Annotated in this window: 18 protein-coding genes and 1 pseudogene; 18 read left to right on the top strand and 1 reads right to left on the bottom strand. The window is 71.6% G+C overall.

The features are described from left to right. The first annotated feature begins 9 nt into the window (after nt 1-9). From QCD66_RS24590 to nusB, 12 genes are all read left to right on the top strand, one after another. Nucleotides 10-315: a hypothetical protein gene (locus QCD66_RS24590; protein WP_357540008.1), complete on the top strand. Its 306-nt coding sequence runs from the start codon at nt 10-12 to the stop codon at nt 313-315. Further along, complete coding sequence (alaS, locus tag QCD66_RS24585; RefSeq protein ID WP_375735762.1) at nt 312-2993, top strand: alanine--tRNA ligase; 2682 nt, start codon at nt 312-314, stop codon at nt 2991-2993. The genes QCD66_RS24590 and alaS overlap by 4 nt, the downstream gene beginning before the upstream one ends. 129 nt (nt 2994-3122) lie before the next feature. Beyond that, a complete protein-coding gene (ruvX, locus tag QCD66_RS24580) occupies nt 3123-3578 on the top strand; it encodes a Holliday junction resolvase RuvX (protein WP_364207474.1) in 456 nt (151 codons plus the stop codon). After that, on the top strand, nt 3578-4765 hold the full coding sequence (gene mltG, locus QCD66_RS24575; protein WP_364207476.1) for an endolytic transglycosylase MltG: 1188 nt from the start codon (nt 3578-3580) through the stop codon (nt 4763-4765). Before ruvX ends, mltG begins: the two co-directional genes overlap by 1 nt. Next, on the top strand, nt 4762-5580 hold the full coding sequence (locus tag QCD66_RS24570; RefSeq protein ID WP_407566796.1) for a shikimate dehydrogenase: 819 nt from the start codon (nt 4762-4764) through the stop codon (nt 5578-5580). Before mltG ends, QCD66_RS24570 begins: the two co-directional genes overlap by 4 nt. Before the next feature lie 138 nt (nt 5581-5718). After that, on the top strand, nt 5719-6897 hold the full coding sequence (gene aroC / locus QCD66_RS24565) for a chorismate synthase (RefSeq protein ID WP_375735761.1): 1179 nt from the start codon (nt 5719-5721) through the stop codon (nt 6895-6897). Beyond that, nucleotides 6897-7400: a shikimate kinase gene (locus QCD66_RS24560; RefSeq protein ID WP_375735760.1), complete on the top strand. Its 504-nt coding sequence runs from the start codon at nt 6897-6899 to the stop codon at nt 7398-7400. Before aroC ends, QCD66_RS24560 begins: the two co-directional genes overlap by 1 nt. Before the next feature lie 82 nt (nt 7401-7482). Next, nucleotides 7483-9234, top strand: coding sequence for a hypothetical protein (locus tag QCD66_RS24555; RefSeq protein ID WP_375735759.1), 1752 nt, complete (start codon nt 7483-7485; stop codon nt 9232-9234). An 87-nt stretch (nt 9235-9321) separates the two neighbouring features. Next, a complete protein-coding gene (gene aroB / locus QCD66_RS24550) occupies nt 9322-10398 on the top strand; it encodes a 3-dehydroquinate synthase (RefSeq protein ID WP_375735758.1) in 1077 nt (358 codons plus the stop codon). After that, on the top strand, nt 10395-10835 hold the full coding sequence (aroQ, locus tag QCD66_RS24545) for a type II 3-dehydroquinate dehydratase (protein WP_364207488.1): 441 nt from the start codon (nt 10395-10397) through the stop codon (nt 10833-10835). The genes aroB and aroQ overlap by 4 nt, the downstream gene beginning before the upstream one ends. 221 nt (nt 10836-11056) lie before the next feature. Next, entirely contained in the window at nt 11057-11614 is a 558-nt protein-coding gene (gene efp, locus QCD66_RS24540; protein ID WP_364207490.1) for an elongation factor P, read from the top strand. Between the two features lie 23 nt (nt 11615-11637). After that, entirely contained in the window at nt 11638-12048 is a 411-nt protein-coding gene (nusB, locus tag QCD66_RS24535) for a transcription antitermination factor NusB (RefSeq protein WP_357540146.1), read from the top strand. Nucleotides 12049-12184: 136 nt separating this feature from the next. On the opposite strand, the gene QCD66_RS24530 is transcribed toward nusB, so the two are convergent. Beyond that, on the bottom strand, nt 12185-12673 hold the full coding sequence (locus QCD66_RS24530; RefSeq protein WP_212817128.1) for a transcriptional regulator: 489 nt from the start codon (nt 12671-12673) through the stop codon (nt 12185-12187). A 284-nt stretch (nt 12674-12957) separates the two neighbouring features. Here QCD66_RS24530 and pyrR point away from each other — a divergent pair, with 284 nt between their 5' ends. The 6 genes and pseudogenes from pyrR to QCD66_RS24500 form a co-directional block, all read left to right on the top strand. Beyond that, a complete protein-coding gene (gene pyrR, locus QCD66_RS24525) occupies nt 12958-13545 on the top strand; it encodes a bifunctional pyr operon transcriptional regulator/uracil phosphoribosyltransferase PyrR (protein ID WP_364207492.1) in 588 nt (195 codons plus the stop codon). Beyond that, entirely contained in the window at nt 13542-14462 is a 921-nt protein-coding gene (locus QCD66_RS24520; protein WP_364207494.1) for an aspartate carbamoyltransferase catalytic subunit, read from the top strand. Before pyrR ends, QCD66_RS24520 begins: the two co-directional genes overlap by 4 nt. Beyond that, on the top strand, nt 14462-15739 hold the full coding sequence (locus QCD66_RS24515; protein ID WP_375735757.1) for a dihydroorotase: 1278 nt from the start codon (nt 14462-14464) through the stop codon (nt 15737-15739). Before QCD66_RS24520 ends, QCD66_RS24515 begins: the two co-directional genes overlap by 1 nt. Nucleotides 15740-15768: 29 nt before the next feature. Next, a complete protein-coding gene (carA, locus tag QCD66_RS24510) occupies nt 15769-16932 on the top strand; it encodes a glutamine-hydrolyzing carbamoyl-phosphate synthase small subunit (protein WP_375735756.1) in 1164 nt (387 codons plus the stop codon). Further along, nucleotides 16932-20297: a carbamoyl-phosphate synthase large subunit gene (gene carB / locus QCD66_RS24505; RefSeq protein ID WP_375735755.1), complete on the top strand. Its 3366-nt coding sequence runs from the start codon at nt 16932-16934 to the stop codon at nt 20295-20297. The genes carA and carB overlap by 1 nt, the downstream gene beginning before the upstream one ends. Beyond that, nucleotides 20294-21301 (top strand): annotated as a pseudogene (locus QCD66_RS24500) (quinone-dependent dihydroorotate dehydrogenase); the annotation flags it as partial. The gene carB and the pseudogene QCD66_RS24500, both read left to right, overlap by 4 nt. Nucleotides 21302-21363 lie beyond the last annotated feature (62 nt).

Here is a 21363-nt window from a genome sequence, read left to right as displayed (position 1 = left end):
GAAGAGGCAATGAAACGGTTGCTGTGGTTGGGCGTCGGGCTCGCCGTGGGGGCGGTGGTGGTCCACAAGCTGACCCGCAAGGCACACTCCTACACCCCCGGCGGCATCGCCGAGTCGCTGTCGGAATCCGCTGGCGGTCTCGTCGCGTCGCTGCGTAGCTTCGTGGACGACGTACGCGAGGGCATGGCCGAGCGTGAGCTGGAGATCCACCAGGCGTTCGCCGACGGCGTGCTCTACGAGGACGAGTTCGCCGACCTGCGCGACGACGAGCGGATCGGCGACCGGCACATATTCCCGGAGGAAGGCAAGCGATGAAGACGGCGGAGATCAAGCGGCGGTTCCTCGCGCATTTCGAGGCGAACGGGCATGCCGTGGTGCCGTCGGCTCCGTTGCCGGCGATCGATGATCCGAACCTGTTGTTCATCAACGCCGGGATGGTGCAGTTCGTACCGTTCTTCCTCGGGCAGCGGTCGGCGCCGTACACGCGGGCCGCGAGCGTGCAGAAGTGCATCCGTACGCCGGACATCGACGAGGTCGGCAAGACCAGCCGGCACGGGACGTTCTTCCAGATGAACGGGAACTTCTCGTTCGGTGACTATTTCAAGGACGGCGCGATCCCGCTCGCCTGGGAGCTGTCCACGAAGCCGGTGGAGCAGGGCGGGTTCGGGCTGGACCCGGAGCGGATCTGGGCGACGGTCTACCTCGACGACGACGAGGCGTACGAGATCTGGCGCCGGACCGGCGTGCCGACCGAGCGGATCGTGCGGCGCGGCAAGAAGGACAACTTCTGGTCGATGGGCATTCCCGGCCCGTGCGGCCCGTGTTCGGAGCTGTACTACGACCGGGGCCCCGCGTACGGGCCCGACGGCGGTCCGGAGGTCGACGAGGACCGGTTCCTGGAGTTCTGGAACCTGGTGTTCATGCAGTTCGAGCGGGGGCCGGGCACCGACAAGGAGAACTACCCGATCCTGGGCGACCTGCCGGCGAAGAACATCGACACCGGCATGGGCCTGGAGCGGATGGCGTCGATCCTGCAGGGGGTCGACAACCTGTACGAGATCGACGAGGTCCGGCCGATCCTGTCGCGGGCGGCGGAGCTGACCGGCACCGTCTACGGGGCGAGGTCCGGCACGGTGGCCAGCGAGTCGCATCCGGACGACGTACGGCTGCGGGTGATCGCCGACCACGTCCGGACGTCGCTGATGCTCATCTCCGACGGGGTGACCCCGTCGAACGAGGGCCGCGGCTACGTGCTGCGGCGGATCATGCGGCGGGCGATCCGGGCGATGCGGCTGCTCGGCTGGCAGGAGCGGGCGCTGCCCGAGCTGCTGCCGGTGGCGCGGGACTGCATGGCGCCGTCCTATCCGGAGGTCGCCGAGGAGTTCGACCGGATCTCCCAGTACGCGTACGCGGAGGAGGACGCCTTCCTGGCCACGCTGCGGTCGGGGACGACGATCCTGGACACGGCGGTCGCGGCGACGAAGGCGGCCGGTGGCGACACGTTGTCGGGCGAGAAGGCGTTCCAGCTCCACGACACGTACGGGTTCCCGATCGACCTGACCCTGGAGATCGCGGCGGAGCAGGGCCTGCGGGTCGACGCGGACGGCTTCCGGCGGCTGATGGCCGACCAGCGGGCCCGGGCGAAGGCCGACGCGCAGGCGCGCAAGACGGGGCACGTCGACCTGTCCGCCTACCGCACCGTCCTCGAGGACGGCGGGCCGGTGGAGTTCACCGGCTACACCGAGGTCACCCGCGAGTCGCGGGTGCGCGCGCTGCTCGGTGGCGGCGGCCGGCGCGACGTGGCCGGCGAGGGCGAGACGGTCGAGCTGGTGCTCGACACCACCCCGTTCTACGCCGAGGGCGGTGGCCAGCAGCCCGACCTCGGCCTGATCACGGTCGGCGGCGGCCAGGTCGAGGTGCTCGACGTCCAGTCGCCGGTGCCCGGCCTGATCGTGCACAAGGTACGGGTGGTCCGCGGTGAGGTACGTGCCGGTGAGGCCGGCTACGCCGAGATCGACATCACCCGGCGCCGGGCGATCTCTCGGTCGCACACCGCGACCCACCTGGTGCACCAGACGATGCGCAACTTCCTCGGCGAGTCGGCGACCCAGGCGGGTTCGCTGAACGCGCCGGGCCGGCTGCGGTTCGACTTCAACACCCCGGGCGCGGTGTCGGCGAGCGTGCTGCACGATGTCGAGCAGCAGGTCAACGAGGTGCTGCTGCGCGACCTGGAGGTCAACGCGTTCATCACCTCGCAGGAGGAGGCGCGCCGGCTCGGCGCGATGGCGCTCTTCGGCGAGAAGTACGGCGACGAGGTGCGGGTCGTCGAGGTCGGCGACTACGCCCGCGAGCTGTGCGGTGGCACGCACGTGTCCCGGTCCGGGCAGCTCGGCCTGGTCAAGATCCTGTCCGAGTCGTCGATCGGTTCCGGTGTACGCCGGGTCGAGGCGCTCGTCGGTATCGACGCGTTCAGCTTCCTCGCCCGGGAACACCTGCTGGTGGCCCGGCTCGCCGAACTCTTCCGGGTGCCGGGCGACCAGGTCGCCGACCGGGTGCAGCAGACGGTGACGCAGTTGCGCGACGCCGAGCGGGAGCTGGAGAAGCTGCGCGCCCAGCTGGTGCTCGGTGGGGCGGCGGCGCTGGCGGGGCAGGCCAAGGACGTCCGGGGCATCGCCTACGTCGGCACCGAGGCACCCGAGGGTGCGGCCGGCAACGACGTACGGACCCTGGCGCAGGAGATCCGTGGCAGGGTCGATCCGGCCCGGCCGGCGGTGGTCGCGGTCGCGGCCCGGTCCGGGGGCAAGGCGTCGCTGGTGGTGGCGGTCAACGCCGCCGCCAAGGGGCGGGGCGCGGCAGCGGTCGACCTGGTCAAGGGCGCGCTGTCCGGCCGGGGCGGCGGCAACGCCGACCTGGCGCAGGGTGGCGGTGTGCCGGCGGCCGAGGCGGCCAACCTGCTCGTCGCGGTCGAGCGGGCGGTGGCGGAGGTAGGCTGATCCGGTTTCCGACGTGCGGCCCCGGCGGCCGTACGGGTTTGTCTTGAGCAGTGTCGATCAAGGGCTCGCCTGCCCGATCCGGGACCTCCGGAGCGGACGGCGAGCCCTTGATCGCGTGAAAGGGTCTTGATGAGCGGCTTCCAGCGCGGGGTACGCCTCGGCGTCGATGTCGGGCAGGTGCGGGTCGGTGTCGCCATCTGCGACCCCGACGGCATCCTGGCCACCCCACTGGTCACTTTGCCCCGTGATGTCACCACAATTGATGGCATTCCAACCGATATTTCGGAACTTGCGCGACTGGTAGCGCTACACGAAACGCCCGAAGTGGTGGTCGGGCTGCCGGTGACACTCTCGGGTGGAAACGGACCGGCGGCAGTCTCCGTCCGTGCCTACGCCGACAGACTGGCCGAAGTCATCGCGCCGGTGCCGGTACGCCTGGTGGACGAGAGGATGTCTACGGTCGTCGCAACCCGTAGGCTGTCCGAGCGTGGCGTCCGGGGGAGGCGGCAACGGGCGGTCGTCGACCAGGCGGCCGCGGTGGAGATCCTGCAGAGCTGGCTAGATGCGCAGCGGAGGCGGATGTGATGATCGACGAGTTGGATTCCGCGTTTGACGAACGCGAAGAGGGCAGGGGGCGTCGCCGGCGCGGAACGCGGCGCCGCAAGAGCGGTCGGGGCAAGACCGCCGCGGCCTTCCTGGTCGTCGTCGTGCTTCTCGGCGGACTCGCGGGCGGTGCCTGGTACGGCTTCGACCGCATCTCCGGCTACTTCTCCACCCCGGACTACCCCGGCGGCGGCAGCGGCGAGATCGTCGTCGAGGTCATGTCCGGCCAGACGATCGCCGAGATCGGCAACACCCTGGTCACCGCGGGTGTGGTGAAGAGTTCGAAGGCGTTCGTCGAGGCGGCCGAGGCCAACTCGCGCAGCCAGAACATCCAGCCGGGGCACTACAAGGTGCGCAAGGAGATGAACGCGGCCTCCGCGCTCAGCCTCCTGCTCGACCTGACCAACAAGATCTCCAACAAGGTCACCATCCCCGAGGGGCGGACCGCCAAACAGATCTACAAGCTGCTGGCGGAGGCCACCGACATCCCGGCGGAGGAGTTCGAGGAGGCGGCCAAGGACCCGCTCAAGCTCAAGGTGCCCGACTGGTGGTTCACCCGCAACGACGGCAAAGAGGTCACCATGTCGTCGGAGGGCTTCCTGTTCCCCGACACCTACGACCTCGATCCCGACGTGACCGCGCCGGAGATCCTCCAGATGATGGTCAACCGGTTCCTCAGCGTCACCGGCGAGATGGACTTCGCCGACAAGGTCCAGGCCGAGCGGGGCGGCATCAGCCCCTACGAGGCGCTGATCGTGGCATCGCTGGCCCAGGCCGAGGCCGGCAACGCCCAGGACCTCGGCAAGGTCGCCCGGGTCGCCTACAACCGGGTCTACAGCGGCACCTTCCCGTGCAGCTGCCTCCAGTTCGACGTCAGCGTCAACTACTACTGGGAGCTGACCGGCAAGCCGACGAAGGCGTCGAAGGACATGACGACGGCCGAGCTCCAGGACCCGAAGAACCCGTACAACGTGCACACCAAGGCCGGCCTGCCGCCCACCCCGATCAACAACCCGGGCAAGCTCGCCCTGGAGGGCGCGCTCAACCCGCCGGCCGGCAAGTGGCTGTTCTTCGTGGCGGTCGACAAGCAGGGCAACTCGGAGTTCGCCGAGACGAACGCCGAGCACGAGCGCAACATCCAGAAGGCCCGGGAGAACGGCGTACTGTGACGGTCTCCTTACGTCGCGCGGCGGTGCTGGGCAAGCCCATCGCCCACTCCCTCTCGCCGGTGATCCACAACGCCGGCTACGCGGCGGCCGGGCTGACCGACTGGTCCTACACCGCGATCGAGTGCGCCGAGGCCGAACTGCCCGACCGGCTGGCCGCCTGCGGCCCGGAGTGGGCCGGGTTCTCGGTGACCATGCCGTTGAAGGAGGCGGCGCTCGCCGTGGCCGGCGCCGCCTCCAAGGTCGCCGTCGCGGTCGGCGCCGCCAACACCCTCGTCCGCCGGCCCGACGGCTGGTACGCCGACAACACCGACGTGCCCGGCATGGTCGAGGTGCTGCGCGGCGCCCGGGTGGCGCCCGCGCCGGCGGTGACGGTGCTCGGCGCCGGCGGCACGGCCCGGGCGGCGCTGGCCGCCGCGGCCGAACTCGGCGCCCCGACGGTCACCGTCGTCGCCCGCCGAGCGGCGGCGGTCGACGAACTGCGGCCGGTCGCCGAGGCGCTCGGCATCGGACTGGCCATCGGCGCCTGGCCCGACGCGGCCGCCCACCTCGAATCCGACGTGGTCATCTCCACCGTGCCGAAGGGCGTCGCCGACCCGCTGGCGTCCCACGCGTCGTGGCGACCGGCGACCGTCCTGTTCGACGCGATCTACGACCCGTGGCCGACCCCGCTGGCCGAGTCGGCGGCCGCGGCCGGCTGCCCCGTGCTGTCCGGCCTCGACCTCCTGCTGGCCCAGGCGGTGGGCCAGTTCGAGCAGTTCACCGGGGTCACCGCTCCGGTCGACGCGATGCGGGCGGCCCTGCGGGCCGCCCGCTGACCCGGCCCGCATCCCACCGGTGCCGGCGGGCCAAACCGGTCCCCGGCCCACCGGCCCGGGACCGGGCGCCGGTTCCGCAGGGCGGGACGGCGTGGCCGGCCCGCGGGGCCCCGGTGGTTGCGTGACAAACTGGGCACCGTGTTGCGTTGGCTGACTGCAGGTGAATCGCACGGTCCCGCCCTCGTGGCGGTCCTCGAAGGGGTACCCGCCGGGATCGAGGTGACGACCGCCGACATCGGGCGCGAACTGGCCCGCCGCCGGCTCGGCTACGGCCGCGGCGCGCGGATGTCGTTCGAGCGCGACGAGATCGAGATCATCGGCGGCGTACGGCACGGGGTGACCCTCGGCAGCCCGGTCGCGATCAGGGTCGGCAACTCCGAGTGGCCCAAGTGGCAGACCGTGATGGCCGCCGACCCGGTCGACCCCGACGAGTTGGCGAGACAGGCCCGCAACGCCCCGCTGACCCGGCCCCGGCCCGGCCACGCCGACCTGGCCGGCATGCAGAAGTACGGGCACACCGACGCCCGGCCGATCCTCGAGCGGGCGAGCGCTCGGGAGACCGCGGCCCGGGTCGCCGTCGGCACGGTCGCCAAGGCACTGGTCCGCCAGGCGCTCGGCATCGAGATCGTCTCGCACGTGGTCGAGTTGGGATCGGTGGCCGCCAAGACCGGCCTGGTACCCCGTCCCGAGGACGCCGAACGCGTCGACGCCGACCCGCTGCGCTGCCTCGACCCGGAGGCGAGCGCCCGGATGGTCACCGAGGTCGACGCCGCCAAGAAGGACGCCGACACGCTCGGCGGGATCGTCGAGGTGCTGGCGTACGGGCTGCCCCCGGGACTGGGCAGCCACGTCCAGTGGGACCGCAAGCTCGACGCCCGCCTGGCCACCGCGCTGATGTCGATCCAGGCGATCAAGGGTGTCGAGATCGGTGACGCGTGGACCCAGGCCCGCTCGCGCGGCTCGGTCGCCCACGACGAGATCATCCCGACGGCGAACGGGGTCCGGCGGGTCACCGACCGTGCCGGCGGTCTCGAAGGTGGGATCACCACCGGCGAGCCGTTGCGGGTCCGGGCCGCGATGAAGCCGATCTCCTCGCTCAACCGGGCACTGTCGACCATCGACGTGAGCACGGGCGAGCCGGCGACCGCCATCAACCAGCGCTCCGACGTGTGCGCGGTGCCGGCGGCGGCGGTCGTCGCCGAGGCGATGGTCGCCCTCGTGCTCGCCGAGGCGGCGACGGAGAAGTTCGGCGGCGACTCGGTCACCGAGATCCGCCGCAACCTCGCCGGCTACCTGGACCACCTGGTGATCCGCTAGTGGCGCCGGTCTGCGTGCTCGTCGGTGCGATGGGCGCCGGCAAGTCCACCGTCGGCGAGGCGCTCGCCGACGCGCTCGGGGTCGGGTTCCGCGACACCGACGCCGACGTCGAGGCGACCGCCGGCAAGCCGATCCCGGAGATCTTCTTCGACGACGGCGAGGAGCACTTCCGGGCACTCGAACACGCCGCGGTGATCGCGGCGCTGGAGTCGTTCGACGGCGTACTGGCGCTCGGCGGCGGGGCGATCCTGGCCGAGAAGACCCGGGCGGCGCTGGCCGGCCACACCGTGGTCTTCCTGTCGGTGGGGCTGTCCGAGGCGGTGAAGCGGGTCGGGTTCGGTGCCGGCCGGCCGCTGCTCGCCGTCAACCCCCGGGCCACGCTGCGGCACCTGCTCGAGCAGCGGCTGCCGCTCTACACCGAGGTCGCCACCCTGACCGTGCCGACCGACGACCGGACGCCGGAGGACGTCGTCACCGAGATCCGCGCCCACCTTCGCCGCTGACTGTCGCCTGTCCGACCCGACGTATCTTGGCCGGCCGCCGCCCGTCTGCCTGACGCACCCCCGATGCGTGAGGAGAAGAGCGATGCAGCCGAAGCAGCCCGCCCTGGACAAGCGGATCGTCACCGACGACGACAAGATGTTCAAGGGCCTGACCGACCGCGTCCTGCTCGCCGAGCAGACGAAGATGAAGACGCCGAAGGTGTTGAAGGCCCGCCTGGCCGATGACCACAAGAGGTTCGGGCTGCGCGACGTCCGGGTCAACGGCGAAGGCCGAAAGTTCGACGACTGGGCCCGCGTCGAGGTGCTCGACGCCGTCGTCAACGCCAAGACCCTCACGGTGCGGTTCGAGGTGTGGTGCAACCCGAAGCACATGTGTGCGCCGCACGACCTGGTGCCGGTCTACCTGGAGAGCGCGACCAACCAGTACGTGTTCATGGTCGCGCTGCTGGAGCCGACCGTGGACGAGAACGTCCACACCGTCGAGTTCACGTACCCGGTCACGGATCTCGCCCGCGCGCTCGGCGTGGAGGTCGGACCGAAGACGCTGGAATCGCTCAAGCGGGACTACCCGGAACTCGGGATCACCGCACACTGGCTCGCCGACACGAAGGGCCAGGGCAACGACCCCAACCACGCCAGCGGCGGCGTGCTCGAGAAGGGTGGTTCCGGCAAGATCATTCTGCGTGAGCGGACCACGGACGACCTCAAGGCGTCCGAGTCCGTACGCAACAGCGAGTGGAACATGGCCGAGCGGCTCTCCAAGGGCCGGCGCCGGCCGGTCTACGACGCCTTCGCCGGCATCCTGGCCGACGGCAGGGAGATGGCGACCACGCTGGAGGCCGAGTCGGAGTACCAGGTCGACGACCAGGAGACGATCACCGCGATCGTCGAGGGCCTCGACGGGCTGGCGGACCGGGTCAAGACCGCCGCGGAGCTGATCGAGGAGTCCCGGACGGCGCCGAAGAAGGACGTCGAGGTCCCGAAGCGGCCCTACCAACTCGTCTCGGTGGAGAAGAGCGTCAAGACCTACACCGACCACTACTTCGACCTGGTCGGCGGGGACACCGCGTACCCGCTGCTGGCCAACAACATCGTGCTGCGCCGCCGGATGGTCGGCAGCGACCCGGTCGGCACCTACCTGGTCTCGGTCAAGGGCCGTACGGTCGACAAGGGCGGCGAACGCATCCGGCTCGCCGCGCAGATCAACCTGATCGAGTCGGCCATGAAGACGGAGGAGGGCATGGCGGCCCTCGGCCGGCTGCTGTGCGACGGGGAGAACATCGACAACGCGTTCGCCCGGGTCCTGCACGACGTACTGGCCGCCCGTGGACTCACCGCCCTGCTGAAGCAGGAGTGGAAGGTGCGGCACGTCCTCACCGTCGTCTCGCGGCGGTGGAAGTACGGGATGAAGTTCGACGACGCCACCGTGATCGACTTCAGCGCCGACGTCGCCACCGGCACGCTTCCCGGTGAGGAGGCCGAGGCGGTCGTGTACAGCTTCGAGTTCGGCGTGGGGCACCCCGGCCTGACCGCCGGCGGTACGCCGACCGCCCTGTCGATGGCGAAGCGGATCGGCCAGTGGGACGCGCGGGACGGCATCGCACCGACCCCGGATGGCGCCAAGAAGTTCACGGCGTCGGCGCGCCCGATCACGCGCCCGTACCACGTACCCGCCGACCTGGACTCGCCCCGGCTGTTCCAGAAGGCGGACTTCACCAGGTACAAGACGCTGCGGGACGCGCTGATCGCGGAGGTGTTCAAGCTGGACCAGGGCAAGCTCGCCGTCGGCGGCAACAAGGCGTCCGTCCTGGCCCGCGAGCTCAAGCTGATCTGAGCGTCGACCCCGGTGGCCGGCATCCGCGACACGCGGGGTGCCGGCCCCCGGTCGTCGGGATCGTGGGGGCGGCTAGGGTCGGGGGCGATGGACGAGATGACGCGGATCACCGTCGGGGGCGAGCGGCCGTACGACGTACTCGTCGGGCGGGACCTGCTCGACGAGTTGCCGCCGCTGCTGGCCGGCGCCGACCAGGTCGCGATCCTGTACGCCCCGCCGCTGAAGGCGCACGCGGACGCGGTCGGGCGGCGGCTGGCCGCCGCCGGCCGGCGCCCCCTGCCGATCGAGGTGCCCGACGCCGAGGCGGGTAAGGACATCGGGGTCGCTGACCGGTGCTGGGAGGCGCTGGGCGCGGCCGGCTTCACCCGCACCGACGCGGTCGTCGGGATCGGCGGCGGCGCCGTCACCGACCTGGCCGGCTTCGTCGCCGCCTGCTGGCTGCGCGGGGTGCGCTGGATACCGGTCTCCACCAGCCTGCTCGGCATGGTCGACGCCGCCGTCGGCGGCAAGACCGGGATCAACACCGGTGCCGGCAAGAACCTGGTCGGCGCGTTCCACCCGCCGGCCGGGGTGCTGTGCGACCTCTCGCTGCTGTCCACCCTGCCCGCCGTCGACCTGGTCGCCGGGCTGGCCGAGGTGGTCAAGTGCGGATTCATCGCCGACCCGGCGATCCTCGACCTGGTCGAGGCCGACCCGGCCCGGGCCGCCGACCCGGACGGGCCGGTGGTGCGGGAACTGGTCGAGCGGGCGGTCCGGGTCAAGGCCGACGTGGTCGCCGGCGACCTGCGCGAGGTTGGCCGTCGGGAGATCCTCAACTACGGGCACACCCTCGCCCACGCGATCGAGAAGGTCGAGGGCTACCGGTGGCGGCACGGCCACGCCGTCGCGGTCGGCCTGGTCTACGCCGCCGAGCTGGGCCGCCTCGCCGGCCGGCTGGACGCGGCGACCGCCGACCGGCACCGGGCCACGCTGACCGCGCTCGGCCTGCCGACCGGCTATCCGGCCGACGCCTGGCCGGGGCTGCTGGCCGCGATGCGGGTCGACAAGAAGGCGCGCGGGTCGCGGCTGCGTTTCGTCGTACTCGACGGGCCGGCCCGGCCGTCCATCCTGGACGGTCCGGACGACGACCTGCTGCGGGCGGCCTACGCGGCGGTGGCGCGGTGAAGGCGTACGTCCTCAACGGCCCCAACCTCGGCCGGCTCGGCACCCGCCAGGTCGACGTGTACGGCGTGACCAGCTACGCCGACCTGGTCACGCTGTGCCGGGAGACCGGCCGCGAGGTGGGCCTCGACGTCGAGGTGCGGCAGACCGACGCCGAGCACGAGATGCTGGGCTGGCTGCACGCCGCCGCCGACGAGCGGGCCGCCGTGGTGCTCAACCCGGGCGCCTGGTCGCACTACTCGTACGCGGTCCGGGACGCCTGCGCGATGCTGCGCGGGCCCCTGATCGAGGTGCACATCTCCAACATCCACGCCCGGGAGCAGTTCCGGCACCACTCGGTGGTCTCGGCGGTGGCGACCGGGGTGATCTGCGGGCTCGGGGTCGACGGATACCGGCTGGCGCTGGCCCACGTCGCCCGGCTGGCCGCCACCTCGGGGTGACCGGCCGGCCGGATCGCGCCGGTGCCGCGTAGCCGGTGCCCGGTACGACCGCGCGACCAGTAGACTTGTCAGGTCCTTCCGCAAGTCGAAGCACCCCCTCAGCACTGAATAGTCTGTACCGATAGTCAGTACCAAAATCGTCAGTACCGAAACCGTCAGTACCGAAACCGTCAGCACCGAACCGTCAGCACCGAACCGTCGACACAGAATCAAGGCAGGCAATGGCTTCCACGAACGACCTCAAGAACGGCCTGGTCCTCAACCTCGATGGCGAGTTGTGGTCCGTCGTTGAGTTCCAGCACGTCAAGCCCGGCAAGGGTGGAGCGTTCGTGCGCACCACGCTGAAGAACGTGCTCTCCGGCAAGGTCGTCGACAAGACCTTCAACGCGGGCACCAAGGTCGAGACCGCCACGGTCGACAAGCGCACCATGCAATACCTCTACGCCGACGGCGACGACTACGTCTTCATGGACCTGGAGACCTACGACCAGATCCCGGTGGCCGGCGGCACGGTCGGCGAGGCGTCCAACTACCTGCTGCCCGAGGCGGAGGCCGTGGTCGCCACCCACGAGGGGGTGCCGCTCTACATCGAGCTGCCGACCAGCGTGGTGCTGGAGGTGACGTACACCGAGCCGGGCCTGCAGGGCGACCGGTCGACCGGCGGCAACAAGCCGGCGACGGTCGAGACCGGTGCGACGGTGCAGGTGCCGCTGTTCATCACCACCGGCGAGAAGATCAAGGTCGACACCCGCGACGGTCGTTACCTCGGCCGGGCCTGATGGCCGAGGGCCCCAAGACCCAGATGCCCGCGCGCCGCAAGGCGCGCAAGCGGGCCCTGGACGTGCTCTACGAGGCCGATCTGCGTGACCTGCCACCGGCGCAGGTGCTGACGACCTACCTGGCCCGGCTGGACCGGCCGCTGCCGGAGCACATCGGCTACACCACCAGCCTGGTCGAGGGGGTGGCCGCCAACCTCGACCGGATCGACGAGTTGATCGCGAGCTACGCCGAGGGCTGGACTATCGACCGGATGCCGACCGTCGACCGCAACCTGGCCCGGATCGCGGTCCAGGAGATGCTCTACGTCGACGAGATCGACGACGCGGTGGCGATCACCGAGGCGGTCGAGTTGGCCAAGCAGATGTCGACCGACGACTCGCCGAGGTTCCTCAACGGCGTCCTCGGCCGGATCGCCGAATACGCGACCCGCTGACCCGGCCGCGCCCGGGCGGCGGCGCGCGAAGCAGATCCGAACGGCGACGGCTCCCGACCGGGAGCCGTCGCCGTTCCGGTTGCCCGAATGCGTCGAGGGGTCCCCGGCGGCGGCCGGGAACCCCTCGACGGGTGGTTCAGGAGGCGAAGAACGCCCGCGGGTCGGCGACGAGCACGCCGTGCTCGTTGAGCCGCTCGATCAGACCCGACGGCGACGAGTCGTAGACGATCGCGAGCGAACGCAGGTCGTCGGCGCGGATCGACAGCACCCGGCCGTTGTAGTCGCCCCGCTGCTGCTGGATCGCGCGGGCGTAGCGGGCGACGTAGGCGAGTTCCTCGGATGCCTCGTCGTAGAGCCGCTCGAGGTCGAGAACGATCTTGTTGGTGGGCTCGTGCCGGACCCCGCTGCCGTCCGGCAGCAGTTCCGACACGGGTACCCGGTAGAAGTCGGCGAGTTCGGCGAGACGCGAGACGGTGACGGCCCGGTCGCCGCGCTCGTACGAACCGACGACGACGGCCTTCCAGCGCCCGTTCGACTTCTCCTCCACCCCCTGCAGGGACAGGCCCTGCTGCTGACGGATGGAGCGCAGGCGGGCTCCCAACGACTTGGCGTATTCAGAGGGCATACGGACACTCCCAGTGCTGGCCCGGGGTTTTCCCCAGCGATCGCTACGGAGCGTGACGGTACGGGGATTGCGACTAGTGGTCAAGTGGCGATTACCGAAAGCCTTCGCCGCGACGTACCCGAATCCGGCGGCGGAGCCGCCCCTCAGGGTGCCCCCGCCCAGGTGGGCGGCCTGGTCGCTGGTAACGTAGCGTCAGCCCTGCGCTGATCGGGATCCGTCCCGGCCGGAGCAGGTTCCGACATCCTTTAACGACCCGTCCCGTGAGGCGGGGAAGGAGGTCCGACGTGGCCTACCCGCAGGCTGCCCAGCCACCGGTGGCGTCGCCACCGTCCGTGAAGGTCATCCTGAACAGCGCCGACCTGCACCGCGTGGTCGACCGGATCGCCCACCAGATCCTGGAGAAGACCCAGGGGGCCGCCGGCACCGTACTGCTCGGCATCCCGACCCGGGGTGTGCCGCTGGCCCGCCGGCTGGCCGCCCGGATCCGCACCTTCGAGGGGCTCGACGTACCCGTCGGTGTGTTGGACATCACCCTCTACCGCGATGATCTTCGTCTCAAGGCGACCCGGGCCATCGGCCCGACCGAGGTGCCGCCGGGCGGCATCGACGGTCGCCGGGTCATTCTCGTCGACGACGTGCTCTTCTCCGGCCGCACCGTCCGGGCCGCGCTCGACGCGCTGGCCGACATCGGCCGGCCGCGCAGCGTGCAGCTGGCGGTCCTGGTCGACCGGGGGCACCGCGAGCTGCCGATCCGCGCCGATTACGTCGGCAAGAACATCCCGACCGCGCTCAGCGAGAGCGTCAAGGTCACCCTCGCCGAGTGCGACGGGGAGGACGAGGTAAGGCTCTACGGGGGGTCTTCTCAAGCATGATCAAACATCTGTTGTCCGGTGCCGACGCGGATGCCACCACCGCGACCCTGATCCTGGACACCGCCGCCGAGATGGCCGCCCTGGCCGGCCGCGAGGTCAAGAAACTGCCGACGCTGCGCGGCCGCACCGTCGTCAACCTCTTCTACGAGGACTCCACCCGGACCCGGATCTCGTTCGAGGCGGCGGCCAAGCGCCTCTCCGCCGATGTGATCAACTTCTCGGCCAAGGGATCGAGCGTGTCGAAGGGCGAGAGCCTGAAGGACACCGCGCTCACCCTCCAGGCGATGGGCGCCGACGCGGTCGTGATCCGGCACCCCGCCTCCGGCGCGCCGCACCGGCTGGCCAACTGGATCGACGGCTCGGTGGTCAACGCCGGCGACGGCACCCACGAGCACCCGACCCAGGCGCTGCTCGACGCGTACACGATGCGGGCCCGGCTGGGCCGGCTCGCCGGCCTGCACGTCGCCGTCGTCGGCGACGTACTGCACAGCCGGGTGGCCCGCTCCAACGTGCTGCTGCTGTCGACGCTGGGCGCCAAGGTCACCCTGGTCGGGCCGCCGACCCTGATCCCGGTGCACATCGGCACCGCGCTCGCCCCGGGCGTGGAGGTCTCGTACGACCTCGACGCCGTGCTGCCCACCGCCGACGTGGTGATGATGCTGCGGGTGCAGCGCGAGCGGATGGCCGACTCCTACTTCCCGTCGGCCCGCGAGTACGCCCGCCGCTACGGGCTGGACGGGCCGCGGATGCGCCGGCTGCCCGGGCACGCGATCGTCATGCACCCCGGACCGATGAACCGGGGCATGGAGATCGCGCCCGAGGTGGCCGACTCGCCGCGTTCCACGATCGTCGAACAGGTCGCCAACGGCGTGTCCGTACGGATGGCGGTCCTCTACCTACTGCTTGGGGGCAAGTGATGTCGTCGTACCTGATCCGGGGGGTCCGGGTGGTCGGTGCCGAGCCGACCGACCTGCTGGTGCGCGACGGCCTGGTGGTCGAGGCCGGCCGGGGGCTGGCCGCGACCGGTGCCGAGGTGCTCGAGGCGGACGGCCTGGTGGCCCTGCCGGGCCTGGTCGACCTGCACACCCACCTGCGTGAGCCGGGCCGCGAGGACGCCGAGACGGTCGAGACCGGTTCGCGGGCGGCGGCGCTCGGCGGCTACACCGCGGTCTGCGCGATGGCGAACACCTCGCCGGTCGCCGACACCGCCGGGGTGGTCGAGCAGGTGTGGCGGCTGGGCCGGGAGGCCGGGCTGGTCGACGTGCAGCCGATCGGCGCGGTCACCGTCGGGCTGGCCGGCGAGCGGCTGGCCGAACTCGGGGCGATGGCGACCAGCGCCGCGAACGTGCGGATCTTCTCCGACGACGGGCACTGCGTCGCCGACCCGCGCCTGATGCGTCGGGCGCTGGAGTACGTGAAGGCGTTCGACGGTGTCATCGCCCAGCACGCCGAGGAGCCCCGGCTGACCCAGGGCGCGCAGATGCACGAGGGCGAGGTCTCGACCAGGCTGGGCCTGACCGGCTGGCCGGCGGTGGCCGAGGAGGCGATCATCGCCCGGGACGTGCTGCTGGCCGAGCACGTCGGCAGCCGCCTGCACATCTGCCACGTCTCCACCGCCGGCAGCGTCGAGGTGCTGCGGCACGCCAAGGAGCGCGGGGTCCGGGTCACCGCCGAGGTCACCCCGCACCACCTGCTGCTGACCGACGAGCGGGCGGCGACGTACGACCCGGTTTTCAAGGTCAACCCCCCGCTGCGTACGGCGGACGACGTGGCGGCGCTGCGCGCCGCGCTCGCCGACGGGATCATCGACATCGTCGCCACCGACCACGCGCCGCACGCGGTGGAGGACAAGGAGTGCGAGTGGGGCTACGCCCGGCCCGGCATGGTCGGGCTGGAGACCGCGCTGTCGGTGGTGCTCGACGTGCTCGGTGAGCGCTGGGACCTGATCGCCGACCGGATGTCGCGCACGCCGGCCCGGATCGCCGGGCTGACCGAGCACGGGCACGCCCCGGCGCCCGGCGCCCCGGCGACCTTCACCCTGGTCGACCCGAAGGCGCGGCGGACGGTCGACCCGATGGACTCGGCCAGCCGCAGCCGCAACAACCCGTACGCCGGCCTGGTGCTGCCCGGGCGGATCGTCGCGACGTTCCTGCGCGGCGTGCCGACGGTGCTGGACGGCAAGGCGGTCCGGTGAGCGTGCGTGACGACGAGAGGCAGATCCGAATGACCAGGCACAAGCCGGCGATCCTCGTGCTCGAGGACGGCCGGACCTTCCGCGGCGAGGCGTACGGCGCGGTGGGGGAGACGTTCGGCGAGGCGGTCTTCACCACCGGCATGACCGGCTACCAGGAGACGCTGACCGACCCGTCCTACCACCGGCAGGTGGTGGTGCAGACCGCCCCGCACATCGGCAACACCGGCGTCAACGACGAGGACGACGAGTCGGACCGGATCTGGGTGGCCGGCTACGTGGTGCGCGACCCGGCCCGGGTCGGCTCCAACTGGCGGTCGCGCGGCGAACTCGGTGACCGGCTGGCCGCCGAGGGCATCGTCGGGATCAGCGGGGTCGACACCCGGGCGCTGACCCGGCACCTGCGCGAGCGCGGCGCCATGCGGGTCGGCGTGTCCAGTGTGGACGACGATCCGGCGGCGGTGCTGGAGCGGGTCCGCCAGGCCCCGTCGATGGTCGGCGCCGACCTGTCCGAACAGGTCACCACGCCGCGGGCGTACACGGTGGCCGCGCAGGGCGAGCACCGGTTCACCGTCGCCGCCCTCGACCTCGGCATCAAGCGCAACGTGCCGCGCCGGCTCGCCGAGCGCGGCGTCACCACCCACGTCCTGCCGGCCACCTCGACGATCGACGAGCTGCTGGCCACCGGCGCCGACGCGGTGTTCTTCTCGCCCGGCCCCGGCGACCCGGCGACCGCCGACCACGCGGTCGGCCTGGCCCGCGAGGTGATGGGCCGGAAGGTGCCGCTGTTCGGCATCTGCTTCGGCAGCCAGATCCTCGGCCGGGCGCTCGGCTTCGGCACCTACAAGCTCGGGTACGGCCACCGCGGCATCAACCAGCCGGTGATGGACCGGGTCACCGGCAAGGTGGAGGTGACCAGCCACAACCACGGCTTCGCCGTCGAGTGGCCCCGCCACTCGCGACAGCTTGGCCGCGCCTCCGATCCCGCCGATCTCGGCGGCATCGTCGACACGGATTTCGGCGGGGTCGAGGTCAGTCACGTGTGCCTCAACGACAACGTGGTCGAAGGGCTGCGGGCCAGGGACGTGCCCGCGTTCACCGTCCAATACCACCCGGAGGCGGCGGCCGGCCCGCACGACGCGGACCACCTGTTCGACCGCTTCGCGGAACTCATCGGAGACGGGAAGGCCGCCTGATGCCGAAACGGACCGACCTGCGCCACGTCATGGTGATCGGCTCCGGCCCGATCGTCATCGGGCAGGCCTGCGAATTCGACTACTCCGGCACCCAGGCGTGCCGGGTGCTGCGCGCCGAGGGGCTGCGGGTCAGCCTGGTCAACTCCAACCCGGCGACGATCATGACCGACCCGGAGTTCGCCGACGCGACGTACGTCGAGCCGATCACCCCGGAGTTCGTCGAGCTGGTCATCGCCAAGGAGCGCCCGGACGCGCTGCTGCCGACCCTGGGCGGCCAGACCGCGCTGAACACCGCCGTCGCGCTGCACGAGGCCGGCGTCCTGGAGAAGTACGGCGTCGAGCTGATCGGCGCCGACATCGAGGCGATCCGGCGCGGCGAGGACCGGCAGCTGTTCAAGGAGATCGTCGCCAAGGCCGGCGGCGAGACCCCGCGCAGCCGGGTCTGCCACTCGATGGACGAGGTACGCGCCACCGTCGCCGACCTCGGCCTGCCGGTGGTCATCCGGCCCAGCTTCACCATGGGCGGCCTCGGCTCCGGCATGGCGCACACCGACGAGGACCTGGAGCGGATCGCCGGCGCCGGCCTGGCCGCCAGCCCGGTGCACGAGGTCCTCATCGAGGAGAGCGTGCTCGGCTGGAAGGAGTACGAGCTGGAGCTGATGCGCGACCGGCACGACAACGTGGTGGTCGTCTGCTCCATCGAGAACGTCGACCCGATGGGTGTGCACACCGGCGACAGCGTCACCGTCGCCCCGGCGATGACGCTGACCGACCGGGAATACCAGCGGCTGCGCGACGTCGGCATCGCGGTGCTGCGCGAGGTCGGTGTCGACACCGGCGGCTGCAACATCCAGTTCGCGATCAACCCGGTCGACGGCCGGCTGGTCGTCATCGAGATGAACCCGCGGGTGTCCCGCTCGTCGGCGCTGGCGTCGAAGGCGACCGGCTTCCCGATCGCCAAGATCGCGGCGAAGCTGGCGATCGGCTACACCCTCGACGAGATCCCGAACGACATCACCCTGAAGACCCCGGCCGCGTTCGAGCCGGCCCTCGACTACGTGGTGGTGAAGATCCCGCGGTTCGCGTTCGAGAAGTTCCCCGGCGCCGATCCCGAGCTGACCACCACGATGAAGTCGGTCGGCGAGGCGATGAGCCTGGGCCGCAACTTCGGCGAGGCGCTCAACAAGGCGATGCGGTCGATGGAGACCAAGGCGGCCGGCTTCTGGACCCAGCCCGACCCGGACGGCGCCACCCTCGAATCCACCCTCGCCGCGCTGGGCACCCCGCACGACGGGCGGCTCTACACCGTCGAGCGCGCGCTGCGGCTCGGCGGCACGATCGAGCAGGTCGCCGCCGCGTCCGGCGGGATCGACCCGTGGTTCCTCGACCAGATCGCCGCGCTCATCGAGCTGCGGGCCGAGATCGTCGAGGCCGCCGAACTCGACGGGGTCCTGCTGCGCCGGGCCAAGCGGGCCGGCCTGTCCGACCGTCAGGTCGCCGCGCTGCGCCCCGAGGTCGGCGGCGAGGACGCCGTCCGCGCGCTGCGGCACCGCCTCGGCGTACGCCCGGTCTACAAGACCGTCGACACCTGCGCCGCCGAGTTCGAGGCGACCACGCCCTACCACTACTCGACGTACGAGGGATGGGGCGACGACGCGGAGACCGAGGTCGCCCCGTCGGCCCGGCCCAAGGTGCTGATCCTCGGCTCCGGGCCGAACCGGATCGGCCAGGGCATCGAGTTCGACTACTCCTGCGTACACGCGGTCATGGCGCTGCGGTCGGCGCCGGCCGGCGGGTCCGACGGTGCCGGCGGGTTCGAGACCGTCATGGTCAACTGCAACCCGGAGACCGTGTCGACCGACTACGACACCGCCGACCGGCTCTACTTCGAGCCGCTGACCTTCGAGGACGTGTTCGAGGCGTGGCACGCCGAGGACGCCTCCGGCAAGGCGGCCGGCGGCCCCGGCGTCGTCGGGGTGATCGTGCAGCTCGGCGGCCAGACCCCGCTCGGCCTCGCCCAGCGGCTCAAGGACGCCGGGGTGCCGATCGTCGGCACCAGCCCGGAGTCGATCCACCTGGCCGAGGACCGGGGCGCGTTCGGCGACGTACTGGCCCGGGCCGGGCTGCGCGCCCCCGCGCACGGCACCGCCACCTCGTACGACGAGGCCAAGGCGATCGCCGACGAGATCGGCTACCCGGTCCTGGTCCGCCCGTCGTACGTGCTCGGCGGGCGCGGCATGGAGATCGTGTACGACGACGCGACGCTGCGGGACTACATCGGCCGGGCCACCGACATCTCGCCCGACCACCCGGTGCTCGTCGACCGGTTCCTCGACGACGCCATCGAGATCGACGTCGACGCGCTCTGCGACGCCACCGGCGAGGTGTTCCTCGGCGGGGTGATGGAGCACATCGAGGAGGCCGGCATCCACTCCGGCGACTCGGCGTGCGCCCTGCCGCCGATCACGCTCGCCGGCCCGCACCTGGCCGCCGTGCGCCGCTACACCGAGGCGATCGCCCGCGGGGTCGGCGTACGCGGCCTGCTCAACGTCCAGTACGCGCTCAAGGACGACACCCTCTACGTACTGGAGGCGAACCCGCGCGCGTCGCGGACCGTGCCGTTCGTGTCGAAGGCGACCGCGGTCCCGCTGGCCAAGGCCGCGGCCCGGATCATGCTCGGCGCGACCATCGCCGAGTTGCGGGCCGAGAAGCTGCTGCCGCCGGACGGTGACGGCGGCAGCCCGCCGGCCGGCGCCCCGATCGCGGTCAAGGAGGCGGTGCTGCCGTTCAAGCGGTTCCGTACCCCGGCCGGCCGGGGTGTCGACTCGCTGCTCGGGCCGGAGATGAAGTCGACCGGTGAGGTGATGGGCGTCGACGTGTCGTTCGGGCACGCGTTCGCCAAGTCGCAGGCGGCCGCGTACGGCTCGCTGCCGACCCAGGGCACGATCTTCGTCTCGGTCGCCAACCGCGACAAGCGGGGCATGATCTTCCCGGTGAAGCGGCTGGCCGACCTCGGCTTCCGGATCGTGGCGACCAGCGGCACCGGCGAGGTGCTGCGCCGCTACGGCATCGACTGCGAGGTGATCCGCAAGCACTGGGAGGACGACGGTGCCGGCCCGGACGCGGTGTCGCTGATCGCCGCCGGCGAGGTCGACCTGGTGATCAACACCCCGCAGGGGGCGGGGGCCAGTGCCCGCACCGACGGGTACGGCATCCGCAGCGCCGCCGTCGCCTCCGACATCCCGTGCGTCACCACGGTGCCCGGCGCCGCCGCCGCCGTCATGGGCATCGAGGCGCTGATCCGCGGCGACATGGCGGTCCGCCCGCTCCAGCAGTTGCACGCCACACTCCGGGCCGGCGAGTGATCTTCGAGCGGCTGGTCCGGCCGGCGCTGTTCCGGCTCGGGGGCGGGGACGCGGAAACCGCCCACGAGTGGACCCTGCACCGGCTCGCCGGCCTGTCCCGCAACCGGGTGGCGCTGGCCGCACTGCGCGCCCGGTACGCGGTGGCCGCGCCGCGCACCGTCTTCGGCGTACGGTTCCCGAACCCGGTCGGGCTGGCCGCCGGCATGGACAAGGATGGGGCGGCGCTGCCCGCCTGGCCGGCGCTCGGCTTCGGCTTCGTCGAGGTCGGCACGGTCACCGCGCACGCCCAGCCGGGCAACCCCCGGCCGCGGCTGTTCCGGCTGCCGGACAGCGGCGCGGTGATCAACCGGATGGGCTTCAACAACGCAGGCGCGGCGGCGCTGGCCGCGCGGCTCGACGCGCTGCCCCGGCCGTTGGGCGTACCGCTGGGCATCTCGCTCGGCAAGTCCAAGGTCACCGAGCTGGACGCGGCGGTCGACGACTACCTGACCTCGTACAAGGCGCTGCGCGAACACGGCGACTACTTCGCGGTCAACGTCTCCTCGCCCAACACCCCCGGGCTGCGGGCGTTGCAGGACCGCGAACACCTCGACGCGCTGCTCGGGGCGCTGGCCGGCGACAAGCCGGTGCTGGTGAAGATCGCGCCCGACCTGACCGAGCCGGCGGTCGCCGAGGTGATCCAGGTCTGCCTCGACCGGGGCGCCGCCGGGATCATCGCCACGAACACGACGCTGCGCCGCGACGGACTGGCGGCCGCCGATGCCGACCGCGCCGCCGAGACGGGCGGGCTGTCCGGGCGGCCGCTGACCGGCCGGGCCCGCGACGTGGTCGCCTTCGTGCACCGGGAGACCGGCGGGAAGCTGCCGGTGATCGGGGTCGGCGGCATCGTCGACCCGGACGCCGCGGGCCGGATGTTCGACGCCGGGGCGAGCCTCGTGCAGCTCTACACCGGCTTCATCTACGGCGGCCCGGGGCTGGTCCGCGCGGTAGCCCGCCGCAGTCGTGCGTCCCGGGCGGCTAATGCGTCGATCAAGGACAAGTCGTCCCTGGAAGGGGACATTTCATC

The sequence above is a fragment of the Polymorphospora sp. A560 genome (assembly GCF_045781765.1).
GTDB lineage: Bacteria > Actinomycetota > Actinomycetes > Mycobacteriales > Micromonosporaceae > Polymorphospora > Polymorphospora lycopeni.
The sequence above is the reverse complement of the archived record's forward strand: the minus strand, read 5'-3'. Positions and strand labels throughout refer to the sequence as shown.

Coding starts and splice junctions, on each gene's coding strand:
- QCD66_RS24590 (WP_357540008.1), top strand. CDS start 10: ATGAAACGGTTGCTGTGGTTGGGCGTCGGGCTCGCCGTGGGGGCGGTG.
- alaS (WP_375735762.1), top strand. CDS start 312: ATGAAGACGGCGGAGATCAAGCGGCGGTTCCTCGCGCATTTCGAGGCG.
- ruvX (WP_364207474.1), top strand. CDS start 3,123: ATGAGCGGCTTCCAGCGCGGGGTACGCCTCGGCGTCGATGTCGGGCAG.
- mltG (WP_364207476.1), top strand. CDS start 3,578: ATGATCGACGAGTTGGATTCCGCGTTTGACGAACGCGAAGAGGGCAGG.
- QCD66_RS24555 (WP_375735759.1), top strand. CDS start 7,483: ATGCAGCCGAAGCAGCCCGCCCTGGACAAGCGGATCGTCACCGACGAC.
- aroB (WP_375735758.1), top strand. CDS start 9,322: ATGGACGAGATGACGCGGATCACCGTCGGGGGCGAGCGGCCGTACGAC.
- efp (WP_364207490.1), top strand. CDS start 11,057: ATGGCTTCCACGAACGACCTCAAGAACGGCCTGGTCCTCAACCTCGAT.
- nusB (WP_357540146.1), top strand. CDS start 11,638: ATGCCCGCGCGCCGCAAGGCGCGCAAGCGGGCCCTGGACGTGCTCTAC.
- QCD66_RS24530 (WP_212817128.1), bottom strand. CDS start 12,673: ATGCCCTCTGAATACGCCAAGTCGTTGGGAGCCCGCCTGCGCTCCATC.
- QCD66_RS24520 (WP_364207494.1), top strand. CDS start 13,542: ATGATCAAACATCTGTTGTCCGGTGCCGACGCGGATGCCACCACCGCG.
- QCD66_RS24515 (WP_375735757.1), top strand. CDS start 14,462: ATGTCGTCGTACCTGATCCGGGGGGTCCGGGTGGTCGGTGCCGAGCCG.
- carA (WP_375735756.1), top strand. CDS start 15,769: ATGACCAGGCACAAGCCGGCGATCCTCGTGCTCGAGGACGGCCGGACC.
- carB (WP_375735755.1), top strand. CDS start 16,932: ATGCCGAAACGGACCGACCTGCGCCACGTCATGGTGATCGGCTCCGGC.